Annotated in this window: 13 protein-coding genes; 5 read left to right on the top strand and 8 right to left on the bottom strand. The window is 36.7% G+C overall.

Features of this window, described 5'->3' with window-relative positions:
* Nucleotides 1-31: 31 nt before the first annotated feature.
* A complete protein-coding gene (locus JEM45_RS01705) occupies nt 32-226 on the top strand; it encodes a DUF6501 family protein (protein WP_026866285.1) in 195 nt (64 codons plus the stop codon).
* 91 nt (nt 227-317) lie between these two features.
* Nucleotides 318-1,631 (top strand): branched-chain amino acid transport system II carrier protein, encoded by a 1,314-nt coding sequence (gene brnQ / locus JEM45_RS01700; RefSeq protein WP_198687634.1) that lies wholly within the window; start codon nt 318-320, stop codon nt 1,629-1,631.
* Between the two features lie 67 nt (nt 1,632-1,698).
* On the opposite strand, the gene JEM45_RS01695 is transcribed toward brnQ, so the two are convergent.
* Both JEM45_RS01695 and JEM45_RS01690 read right to left on the bottom strand, forming a co-directional pair.
* Nucleotides 1,699-2,892 (bottom strand): toxic anion resistance protein, encoded by a 1,194-nt coding sequence (locus tag JEM45_RS01695; protein ID WP_026866283.1) that lies wholly within the window; start codon nt 2,890-2,892, stop codon nt 1,699-1,701.
* On the bottom strand, nt 2,879-3,607 hold the full coding sequence (locus JEM45_RS01690; protein WP_198687633.1) for a 5-bromo-4-chloroindolyl phosphate hydrolysis family protein: 729 nt from the start codon (nt 3,605-3,607) through the stop codon (nt 2,879-2,881). The genes JEM45_RS01695 and JEM45_RS01690 overlap by 14 nt, the downstream gene beginning before the upstream one ends.
* Nucleotides 3,608-3,730: 123 nt before the next feature.
* Here JEM45_RS01690 and JEM45_RS01685 point away from each other — a divergent pair, with 123 nt between their 5' ends.
* The 3 genes from JEM45_RS01685 to JEM45_RS01675 all read left to right on the top strand — a co-directional run bounded on the left by JEM45_RS01685 (nt 3,731) and on the right by JEM45_RS01675 (nt 5,569).
* Complete coding sequence (locus JEM45_RS01685) at nt 3,731-4,033, top strand: DUF1033 family protein (RefSeq protein ID WP_198687632.1); 303 nt, start codon at nt 3,731-3,733, stop codon at nt 4,031-4,033.
* Between the two features lie 108 nt (nt 4,034-4,141).
* Nucleotides 4,142-4,342, top strand: coding sequence for a cold shock protein CspA (cspA, locus tag JEM45_RS01680; RefSeq protein ID WP_026866280.1), 201 nt, complete (start codon nt 4,142-4,144; stop codon nt 4,340-4,342).
* A 297-nt stretch (nt 4,343-4,639) separates the two neighbouring features.
* Nucleotides 4,640-5,569, top strand: coding sequence for a nuclease-related domain-containing protein (locus JEM45_RS01675; protein ID WP_198687631.1), 930 nt, complete (start codon nt 4,640-4,642; stop codon nt 5,567-5,569).
* 521 nt (nt 5,570-6,090) lie between these two features.
* Here JEM45_RS01675 and lysA read toward each other — a convergent pair.
* From lysA to dapA, 6 genes are read right to left on the bottom strand one after another with little or no spacing between them, the layout of a single operon-like run.
* On the bottom strand, nt 6,091-7,371 hold the full coding sequence (gene lysA, locus JEM45_RS01670; protein ID WP_198687630.1) for a diaminopimelate decarboxylase: 1,281 nt from the start codon (nt 7,369-7,371) through the stop codon (nt 6,091-6,093).
* Nucleotides 7,361-8,431 carry an alanine racemase gene (locus JEM45_RS01665; RefSeq protein ID WP_198687629.1) on the bottom strand — a complete coding sequence of 357 codons (1,071 nt, stop codon included), beginning with the start codon at nt 8,429-8,431 and terminating at the stop codon, nt 7,361-7,363. The genes lysA and JEM45_RS01665 overlap by 11 nt, the downstream gene beginning before the upstream one ends.
* Before the next feature lie 18 nt (nt 8,432-8,449).
* Nucleotides 8,450-9,601, bottom strand: coding sequence for a M20 metallopeptidase family protein (locus JEM45_RS01660; RefSeq protein WP_166626707.1), 1,152 nt, complete (start codon nt 9,599-9,601; stop codon nt 8,450-8,452).
* A 1-nt stretch (nt 9,602) separates the two neighbouring features.
* The gene (gene dapD / locus JEM45_RS01655; RefSeq protein WP_198687628.1) at nt 9,603-10,316 is read right to left on the bottom strand and encodes a 2,3,4,5-tetrahydropyridine-2,6-dicarboxylate N-acetyltransferase; all 714 of its coding nucleotides are present in this window, start codon (nt 10,314-10,316) and stop codon (nt 9,603-9,605) included.
* Nucleotides 10,317-10,330: 14 nt separating this feature from the next.
* A complete protein-coding gene (gene dapB / locus JEM45_RS01650; protein ID WP_198687627.1) occupies nt 10,331-11,044 on the bottom strand; it encodes a 4-hydroxy-tetrahydrodipicolinate reductase in 714 nt (237 codons plus the stop codon).
* Nucleotides 11,041-11,931: a 4-hydroxy-tetrahydrodipicolinate synthase gene (gene dapA / locus JEM45_RS01645; RefSeq protein ID WP_166626709.1), complete on the bottom strand. Its 891-nt coding sequence runs from the start codon at nt 11,929-11,931 to the stop codon at nt 11,041-11,043. Before dapA ends, dapB begins: the two co-directional genes overlap by 4 nt.
* Between the last annotated feature and the right edge of the window lie 13 nt (nt 11,932-11,944).

The raw sequence follows: 11,944 nt of genomic DNA, 5'->3' as shown, positions 1-11,944 counted from the left end.
GATACCTTTTCTTTTTTATAGGAGGAATAATATGATTCAAGAAAATTGGCAAGATAATAATCTAGGTACTGTCACAGTTAAACATACAGATGCAGAAAAGTTTAAAGTCTCTGATATGTTAACTGTAGGTAAGGAGTATAGAGTCATTAACGAAACTGAAGAATATATTTTTGTTATAGACAATTCAGGAAAGCCTGCTGGATATTACAAAACTTACTTTTCTTAGAAAATAATTCAGATAATTTAAATAACTCATAGATTTTTTATACGTTCTAGTGTAGACTAATTGCATACTAATTTTTAGATGAGGGATGCATATGAGTACGAAGCAAGTCATAATGGTAGGTTTCACCCTGTTTGCCATGTTTTTTGGCGCAGGTAATTTAATTTTTCCACCTGCTCTCGGTTTTTCTAGCGGAGAATATTTCTGGACAGCAATTATTGCCTTTGTCTTAACTGGGGTAGGTTTACCACTTTTAGGTGTCATTGTTGGTTCAATTTCAAAAGATGGATATAGAGAGTCTCTTAAAAATATACATCCAGCATTTGCAGTAATTTTCCTAGTTGTTATTTATTTAACGATTGGACCATTCTTTGCCATTCCAAGAACAGCAACAACAGCTTATGAAATGGCAGTAGTACCGTTCTTGAGTGAAAATACTGGATTATGGTTATTAATATTTTCACTTGTGTACTTTATTATCGTATTTTTACTTAGTATTAAACCAGGCTCACTCGTTAATAGTATTGGGCAAGTATTAACACCTTTACTATTAATCAGTATTGTTTTATTAATTATCTTTGCAGGTATTGCATATTTTAATAATCCAATTAATCCTGCAAATGAAACATTTGAAGCGACTTCACCTTTCTCTATTGGTTTCACAGAGGGATATTTAACAATGGATGCAATCGCAGCAATTGCCTTTAGTGTTTTAGTTTTAAATTCTATTCGTCAACTTGGAATTACCAATAGAAAGGATTTGCTGTTTGGCACAATCAAGTCAGCATTTCTAGCAGCGATTTTACTAGGTGTCATATACATCTCACTCGGTTGGTTAGCGAACAAAGTTGATCTCGGCGGGGCAGCTGTTGATGACCAAAACTTAGGTACGTTCTTACTGACTTTCATGAGTTCTGATATTTTTGGTATTTTTGGACCAATCTTATTAGGTACTATAGTATTCTTAGCTTGTTTAACTACTGGAACTGGATTGATAGTTTCTGTATCTGGCTACTTTAATAGCATTTTACCTAAAGTACCTTACAAAGTATGGGTTGTCTTATTCGTACTTATTTCATTTGGTCTTGCCAACCAAGGTCTAGACCAAGTTATTGCAACAAGCGTTCCAATTTTGTCGATTATTTATCCTGTTGCAATGACAACAGTCGTCCTACTAGTGCTAACATACTTTGTACCATCACCAAAACTGAGTTTGCAAATTCCAGTATTATTAGTTGCAATTCTTTCTATTCTTTCAGTTATTCACCGAAACGGATGGCTGACAATGGATTGGCTAGAAGTATTACCTCTGTTTAGTGCAAGTTTTGAATGGCTACCATTCATGATTGTCGGTTACATTCTTGGTTATGTTATCGCACTGAATAAACCAAAAGTAGAGTACTCTTAAAACATAAAAAACGGGAGCTAGCGATTTTGCTAGCTCCCATTTTTGTGTCGATTATTATAGTTATTAATTAATATCTATATTCATCTTTTAATTGTAAGAGTCGTTCCTTCAATTCTTTTTCCATTGTTACAAGTTCAGCCTCAGCTGATTTACGCTTCTGTGAACCTTCGGACTGAATTTTTAATGTTTCTTCAATTGTGGATACAAGATTCTCCTGAGTCAGTTTCAATGTCTCAATATCTACAATACCACGTTCATTTTCAGTTGCTGTTCTCAGTGAATTTTGTCTAAGCATTTCGCTATTCTTCGTTAATAAGTCATTGGTTGTATTCGTCACTTCTTGTTGTGCCTTAGATGCCGATTCTTGACGAAGTAGGGTCAGGGCAATCGCCATTTGATTCTTCCATAATGGAATAGAAGTCAAAATTGAACTCTGAATTTTCTCCGCTAAGGTCTGATTAATATTTTGAATCATACGAATTTGAGGTGCAGATTGTAATGTGATTTGTCTAGACAGTTTTAAATCGTGTATACGTTTTTCAAGACGATTTACATACTGCATCATATCATTCACATCTTGAACATCCATCTGGTTATTCGATTCATTTGCTTTCTTTTTAAGTCTTGGTAGCTCTTCATTTTCAAGCTCTTCTTTTTTAAGTTCAGCCGCTGCAATATAAATATTAATGGCATCAAAGTAATCTTTGTTTTGGTTATAAAGACCATCTAACATGTTCACATCTTTAACCAATACTTCTTTAGCATGTTCAAGTTGGATTGAGATACGATCTACTTGTGAAGCAATACTTTGGTGTTTTGAGATCATCTCATTGACTGAGCGTTTGACTTTACCGAACATACGCTTAAAGATGTTACTTTTTTCATTCGTTAACTCTTCAGGGTCAATCTCTTTAAGCTTCTTCATCAAATCTTCAAGCGTATCACCGATCGGCCCAACATCTTTTGATTGAACCTCATTTAACATTTGGTGAGAGAACTTAGACATTGCCTGCTGTGCATTCGCACCGTAAGTAATCAAGGCATCGTTATCAAGCGGTTGAATCTTGTTTTTGATGTCTTTGATTGTCTTTAAATCCTCTTCTGAGAACTGATCTTGAAAAGTCGTCAGTACTGAATTAGATTGACTATTTGTCTCTGGTTGAACTTCCTTTTGGAGTACGAAGTCATCCTGTTCACCAGGTTCATTTATACTTTTAAATGGGTCTTTTAATAGTTCATTTTTTAAGTTATCTTCCGTCATTCTGTTCACCTCGATATAGTATTTCATCTTCTTTTTCTTCACGTTTTAGATTTACTTTTTCCTTATCAAGCTTGTTACCTAACATTGCTTGGCGTTTTTTTGATCTCGATGCATTTCTTCTAATAATTTCTCTTTCTATATCGAGATCATTATAACTCGCTTGATTCATGTAAGATAAATTCGATTGTAAAGTTCTTTTCAGCTCTAATAGCGAAAGGCGGGTTTCATGTAATTGGATACGTTCATTTTTAGATTTACCCGGCATCTTATATAAATATAAATACTTTTCAATCGTATTAACTGCAGACTCTAAGTTAGAGTGAAAGAACTGTTGACCTCGATAAAACTTCCGAGGCTCTTCTTCAACTGAAGATATGATTGTTTTAATTATTCTATTGATTTCAAAAATTAATTTTGCATCTTTGATCGAACGAATATTCATATAGCTGGATCTCAGCCTTTTCATCTGTTCATCAACCTGATGTAACTGGCTCTTGATATATTTATATTCACTATTCGTTAAGTTTATTTCTTCTAAATGCTTATTGTGAGCGATTCGATGTGAGGGGAGGTAGGATGCACCAAAACCACCTATACCTAGCACTACATCGAGAAACATATGAATGTCAAATATGTTTGAGGAGAGTACCCAGGTAATCAGTCCTATAGGTACGGCGATCACAGAAGCAATGAAATGAGAATAGTTACCTTTCATCGTTCAAAACTCCTTAATAAAATGTGGCTATTTATTACAATTATAAAGCGTAATGCTTGATAATGCTAATTATTCGCGTTTATAATGATTTCAACGATAGGCTAGTGAAATGGAGTTTTAAACATGTATGAAGTTGTAATCATAAAGGCTGATTATGAAGGTTGGTGGCTATTTGATGGTTGGCAAGAAGATATCATCAAACGGTATCAGGCGACTGACTTAAATAATCTCTTGCACGCATACAATACAATCATCGACGAGATGAAACAAAAGTATAATAGCCATATAACAGGAAAATATAATATTATTGCTTTTTTCAATGCTTGTGATATAGAGTATTGCGAAGACTGCGAAGAAGATATGCAAATTTACTATACGCCATTGATGACTAAAAATAATGAATTTTTCAACTATGAAGACAATTAAAGAAAAGTCCTGAAAATGAGATTGCAATATAACAATCCTTCTTGTATAATATGAATTATCAGTAAGTTATGCTTATTGATAATTAACGTCTTTTGGAGGATTTTATTAATGAAACAAGGTACAGTAAAATGGTTTAACGCAGAAAAAGGTTTCGGCTTCATCGAAGTTGAAGGCGAAAACGATGTATTCGTACACTTCTCAGCTATTAACCAAGAAGGTTACAAATCACTTGAAGAAGGTCAAGAAGTAGAATTTGAAGTAGTTGAAGGCGACCGCGGTCCACAAGCTGCTAACGTTGCTAAACTATAATTATAAATTGATTCATTAGAATAATTTGTAAACTACAGGATCCCAGTTATTGGGGTCCTATTTTTTTGTGCTTATTTACTTAAGTAAGACTTATTGAAATATATTTTTGGGGAAATTTAACTTTTATCGGTTAAGAGAGGTGAAAACTTAAGCAATTTTATAAAATTTGTATAAACTTGTCCGAAAAAAAGAAAAGCTGCTTTTTTTTGTATATATAGAGTAGATGGACTTTTAGGAGGGATAGCAATTTTTATAAATAGTAGAAATAAACCCCATGAATTACTACATTATGAAGCCTTGAATCGACGTGTTAAATTAACGAAAAGTGAGGATTTTAAATACAAAAATGCTATAAAGGGTTATGAAGGTGAGTGCCTGTATGACAGGATTTTTGACCGTATGGGTCATGATTACTTGTACATATACCGAGATCTTTATCTTCAGATTGGTAATTCTTGTACCCAGTACGACACGCTTATCATCACTGACCAAGGCATTATTAGTAACGAAGTTAAAAATTTTACTGGGAATTACACAATTGAAAATGGCACTTGGTTCAATAATAACTATCAATTGCCAAACGATGCTTTTAGTCAACTCAACCGGTCACTAGGAAAATTAATGGATCTAAGAAATTCAGGGCAGAGTGATTTTAATATAAGTGGGAAGTTGGTATTTCCTAACGACTCGTTAGTGCTACGGACCGATGATTCTTCAAACTGTAATAAGATTATTTTACGCTCTGGCATGCGTGAATACTTCCGACAGCTCAATCGTTCAAGCCAGCGTTTAGGGAATAAGGCTGACTACATTTCTCGTTTGCTCAGCCAATATACAGTAGAAAATCCATATTTCAACCCTTCAACTGATAAAACCCGCATAAAAATCGGTCTTTACTGCGGATCATGTGGTCACTTTAACTTAAATAGAAAAAGATTTCATCTTGTCTGTAATAAGTGTGGGTCAATTGAAAGTAATGAAACGCATCTTCTGAGAGCAATGAGCGACTATAAATTCTTGTTCTACAAAGAAGAAATGACCAGAAACGATTTGATGGCCTTTATTGATTATGAAATTTCCGCAGATGTAGTAAGGCGGGTACTTTTAGAGCATTGTTTCCAAAACAAAAAGGGTAATCATAGCACTTATACCTTAAAATACTTTAATTTTGATATGGCAACTCAATCACCCAACTTTAATATTAGGTATAAAAACCATATTAAATAGATGAATTAACTGAAAAGTAGTGAGAAAGTTGATTGGATGGTGATGACAGACCCTCATCACTGTTCTGACTCATGTGGATGGTGATGTCGATAATTCATCACCATTCTGACTCATGTGGATGGTGATGACGATAACTCATCACCATTCCAACTCAATAGAATGGGAATGTCCATATCTCATCACCATTCCAAATCAATAGAATGGGAATGTCCATATCTCATCACTATTCCAGCTCAATAGAATGGGTATGTCGATATCTCTTCACCATTCCAACTCAATAGAATGGGTATGTCGATATCTCTTCACCATTCCAACTCAATAGAATGGGTATGTCGATATCTCTTCACCATTCCAACAACACTAACCCAAGCAATCCACCCATAATTGACGAGAATATACTAATCGCAGAGTATACGAGTAGTATGCTCATGATGATACGAAAGGCGAGATCGTATTTGTTCAACAAATCTTCAGTGTTCTCAGAAAAACACCTCCAAATTTAACATTTTGGAGGTGTGACATCATCGCACATCATTTTCTATTAACTGTGGTAAACTTTGACGTCTAATGACTTCTCGAACACCTGAATCGCTAACAAAAATCACTGCTGGTTTTTGCATTTGATTATAGTTCGAAGCCATGGAGTAATGGTAGGCGCCTGTTGACTTAACGGCCAGGAGATCCCCACGTTTTAAGTCGTGCGGTAACATCTTGTGCTTACCAATAACATCACCGGATTCACATAATTTACCGACGACATGTGTTGAGACTTGTGCGTTATCATCTCTAAGTTTTACTGGAATGACTTCGTATTCTGCACCGTAAAGGGGCGTACGAATATGATCACTCATACCTCCATCGATGGATACGTACTTACTAATACCATGGATATTTTTTATAGTACCCACTTCATATACTGTAAGCCCAGCTTCTGCGGTAATAGAACGACCTGGTTCTATCATTAAGTGAGGCACTGGACGATTAGAAGCTTCCAAAGTTTCTTTTAAATGCGTTAATATCTCATCAAATCCGGACTCTATCGGAAAACGCACATCATCTTGTGTATATTTCACACCGTAACCGCCGCCCATGTTTAAGATTTCAATATTGATATCTTCTTCATCTAGCCAAGTAAAGACATTGGTAATCGCATTAATGAACGGTCGACTCTCTGACAGCTGTGAGCCTAGATGGTAGTGTAGACCTTTAAAGCTTAAATGATCACTTTTCTGAATCAAATCAATTGCCGTTTTAGCTGCACCGTTCGATAAGGATAAACCAAATTTGCTGTCTTCTTGGCCGGTTGAAATATACTCATGTGTATTGACTTCAACACTTGGATTGATACGAATTAAGACATTGATTCGGTCGGTTTCAGATAGGTCTTTAGCCAGCTCATTAATCAAGCCAATTTCATCTATCGCATCGATAATGAAAAATCGTACACCAGCTTTAATCGCATAGTCGATTTCAAATGGCGTCTTGTTATTACCATGAAAGTGAATATCTTCTACTGGAAAACCTGCCTCTATTGCAGTATAGAGTTCTCCAACTGATACAACGTCCAATTCCATTTCTTGACGCTTTAGGAGTTTGATCATCTGAATGCTTGAAAATGCTTTAGAGGCATAGGGAATTGAGTAGGGGACTTGATGACATTTAAAAATTTGATGATATTGATTCATCATTGAAGTCATTTTATCTTCATCGTAGATTATTAACGGCGTACCATATTCCTTTGCAAGGTCTGCGATTTTATGGCCTCGCATCATTAATTGTCCGTTTTCGTATTCAGTCGTCATAAACAATTTCTCTCCTCATCGAGTTGTAATTAAAAGCACCGAGTTGTTCTGAGTTTGCACCGACTCCTAGTGCTGTAAAGTGGTCGATTCTTTGGCTCTTACCATATAAGTAAACCGGCATGTGCATCTTAACGTGATCATCAACCAAGACTGCCATGTGACTCATCATCAAGGCAACAATCTCATATGAACGACCACCAATTTCACAGCCATGTTTAATTCTTTCTCTTAAAATACCATCACCATAGCCGATATCAACAATAGCGACCTTACAATCTTCAGTCGCCGTAAATGCTTTACTATAACCAAGTGATTCACCCGCTTTTAATTGCCTAATTTGGACAATTGGGGCAGTGACAGAAACACTTTGAATGAAGTCTTTACTGTCTAATGATTCAAATGGTTTAGAACCATATAAGCCGATACCTAATCGAACATGACTATGATTATTAAGCAGACCATCACGCATAAATGACGCGCTATTTTGTGCATGAACAACGGATGGATGAATCCCGAGTTCAAAAACACCTTCTACAAAATCCAGCCATAGCTGTCTTTCCTTTTCGTATACACCATCAAATTCATCAGCATAACCGAAATGTGTCCATAGTCCCTTAATATTTAAGTCAAAATCATTCGCTTTTGCATCGTTTAAAAATGCTTCGACCTCATTGATTTTAGCGAATCCTGAGCGCTTAAATAGTCCCTCGAATTCAATATGTAAGTCAATATCCACTAAGTCATGCTTATAGGACATATAATAGTCAAGAGAAGGTAGGGTAATCTCAAGTCGATGCTGTTTGACCCGCTTAAAATCAGTTGTCGGGTTTAGGAGAAAGATATTAACCTTCTGCCCACAAATTTTTCTGATATAAATTGCATCTTCAATTGAAGTCGTTGCAAAATAATCTATGCCTGCTATGGCAAAGGCCTTTACCGCGAAGTCTAAACCATAGTTATATGCATTATTTTTTACAACTGCAATCGTTTGACCCTCTAGCTGAAATTGTTTTGCTTGTTCAATAAATTCAGCCTGATCGACTTGAAATACGCCACCCATATTCGCCACTCCTGACCGTTAATAGTGATTTAAAATTGCTTCATAGTAGTTCGCTACATCAATCAGGACACGTTCATCAAAGTTAAAAGTATTGGTGTGTAGTCCTGTAACGAAACCTTGATCGATATTTCTCGAACCGATAAAAACAAAATACGCCGGTGCGATTTCTCCGTAGAATGAAAAATCTTCACCGAATAAGTAAGGTTTTTCCATGTCATTCACTTCCATGCCGATTGACGATAAGGATTTTTCTACTAAACCTTTAAGACTTCCATTATTTTTTACCGCAGGATACCCACTATTATATGCTAAATCTGTTCTCACACCGTAGAGTAGCTCAGAAGCTTCTTTTATTTTAGCCATCTGTGTTTTAATCTGACTTAAATCCGCTTCTTCATAAGTACGTATTGTTCCTCTAAGAGAAGCTTTAGCTGGTACTGTATTAATTGCTTCTCCTGCTTGTAGTTCACCCATGTGTACAATATTTCTATTTAAACCATCCAGGTGGAACTGTTGAATATTTGAAACTTCATTGGCAATTTTAATGATTGCCTCAAGTGCAGAACGCCCTTGATGTTTTTGAGCCACGTGCGCACTTGTACCATCAACTGTAAAGTGGAACTCATTCGCACTCGCAGTTAATTCTTCATCCCTATAGTGCGCTGTACCTTCTAGTTCATCTGGCATTAAATGAATGCCAAATATTGCATCAAATTCCGGTCTATTCTCCCATGCCTTAAGTAAAAGATTTGCACCTGCGTTACTTTCTTCACTCGGTTGAAAAATAAAGACGCAATTGTGTTTTAATTCCCCTTGATCAAACACTTTCTTCATCCGCTTTATAAAGAGTAAGAGGGCAGTCGTGTGGCCATCATGGCCACATGCATGCATTACATTATCAACTGTGCTCTTATAAGAAACTTCATTGACTTCTTGAATCGGTAGGGCATCTATATCAGCTCTAAAACCAAGGATTTTATCACTATTTCCTTTTAACTCAGCAATCACACCGGTCTCTAGCACTCGGTAGTAGGGCACATCAAGTGCCTCAAGAACACTGATAACATATTCTGTCGTCTTGAACTCTTCCATACTTAGCTCAGGGTGTTGATGTAAATGTCTTCTATGTTTAATAACAAACTCTAATTCTTCATTTGATACTATCGTCATCTTATTTCAACTTTCTAAGTGCTTGAACGATTTCTTTTTTAGAGTCAGTCACTTCACTTGCTTGTTTGATGACCTTTGCCGGTGTGCCTGCAACAACCGAACCTTCAGGTACATCTTCAGTCACGATTGCACCAGCTGCAACAATTGAGCCTTGTCCGACTGTAACACCTTCTAAAATTACAGCGTTCGCACCGATTAATACATCATCTTCAATGACAACAGGTGAGGCACTTGGTGGTTCAATCACCCCAGCAAGTACTGCTCCAGCACCGACGTGAACATTTTTACCTGTCGTCGCACGGCCACCTAAAACAGCGTTCATATCAATCATTGTACCCTCACCAACGATGGCACCAATATTAATAGAAGCACCCATCATGACTACCGCACCATCTTCGATGACTGCATGTTCACGAATGAAAGCACCGGGTTCAATACGTGCATTTGTATTCGTTAGGTCCATGAGTGGAATCGCTGAGTTACGACGATCTTGTTCTACGACAATGTCCGTTACCTTGTCTTCAATTGAAGGGTAAAAGGCTTGCCAATCTTTTGAGTCGGCAAAAATTGTTTTAGATTCATTCGTACCAAATACTTTAAATGACGCATCAAAAGTGACATCAGAAAAATCTCCATTGATATATATCTTTAAAGGTGTTTCTTTTTCTGCCTCTGAAATGTAATTAATAAGTTCTTCTGCTGTAAATTTTTCCATGTGTAAATTTCTCCTTAAAATATATTGTTGTAGTTATAAAATCCATTTTCTTTATGAATCAAAGCCTCTGCTGCCTTGATTGCACCGTTTGCAAAGATATCTTTTGACTGGGCGGTGTGTCTCAGTTCAATAACCTCATCATGACCTGCAAATATTGCGTCATGGGTACCGACAATCGTACCACCGCGAATGGCACTAACTCCAATCTCTTCTTTACTGCGTGGTGATCTAGCACTGGATCGATCGTAAACTGGATAACTTCCAGGTCTTTCTTCAAGTGCTGTATCTAACAGTTTAACTAAAGTACCACTCGGCGCGTCGACCTTTTTATTATGGTGACGCTCAACTAATTCTAGGTCATAGTCACTCAATTCACTTAAGGCTTTTTTAAGTAAATTATTTAAGACATTTACACCATAACTCATATTGGCACTAAAGAACACAGGAGACGATTCAGCTCTCTTTTTTAGTAAGCTGACAATCTCTTCTTTAGATCCTGTCGTTGCAACGACGAGTGGTGTTTTAAAGTCTTCTGAAATCAAAGGAATCAATCTTTCAGGATTTGAAAAATCAATTGCAACATCTGCACCCGCTTCATCAATACTCGTAAAATTAGGGTAGGTATCTGTCGAAGATGAAATCACACCGATGATCTCATGGCCCTTTTCCTTAGCGAGACGACTGACAATTTGATTCATGGTTCCGTATCCAATCAAGAGTATCTTCATACTCTGACACCTTCTTTGTAACTTTGATAAACATCAACAACAGTCTGTCTAACTGCTTCATCTAATGGTAAGAGTGGAAGTCTTAGTTCATATTGACCAAAACCAAGTTCTGCTGTGAGTGCTTTAACTGGGATTGGGTTGACGTCTACTTGTACAGCATTGATGACCGGCATTAAATCTTTAAAACGTGCTCTTGCGGTTTCACGGTCATTATTGGTTTGACGCTCGTAGACATCTTGTAATTCTTTTGGAATCACATTGCCGACTACTGAAATTAAACCTTTACCGCCAAGATCTGTAAAGTCTGTGAAATTATCATCGTTGCCACTGTAGAGGGCAAAGTTTTCATCGACTAAGTTTAAGACGTTGATTGTGTAGTTTAAGTCACCAACAGCATCTTTTAAAGCGACAATATTTCTGTGTTGGCTGAGTTCTAGTACCGTCTCAGGTTCAATTGATAAGTTCGTTCTGGACGGCACATTATATAAGACAATCGGAATGTTAATGGCATCTGCAATCGTTGTGAAGTGTGCCACTAAACCGCGTTGATTACTCTTATTGTAATAAGGCGTAATTAACATGACTGCGTCAGCACCCGCTTCTTCAGCATATTTCGATAGGGCCATTGAACGCTCTGTAGAGTTTGTTCCGGTCCCTGCAATCACTGGCACACGACCATTCACTGTTTCAATCGCTGTATTTAATAGTCCTTTGATTTCATCATCTGAAAGGGTAGGGGATTCTCCTGTTGTACCATTGATAATTAAACTTTGTGCGTTGTGCTCGATTAAAAATTCAATATGATTTTTATATGCTTCATAATCCACTTGATTATTCGAAAATGGGGTGGTCATTGCAACACCAATACCTTCAAAAATATGGGTCATATTTATCCGCTCC

This window comes from Jeotgalicoccus sp. ATCC 8456 (assembly GCF_016313225.1).
In the GTDB taxonomy this organism is placed as follows: Bacteria; Bacillota; Bacilli; order Staphylococcales; family Salinicoccaceae; genus Jeotgalicoccus; species Jeotgalicoccus marinus.
Note: the sequence above shows the minus strand (reverse complement) of the source record. Positions and strands in the feature narration are given on the sequence as shown.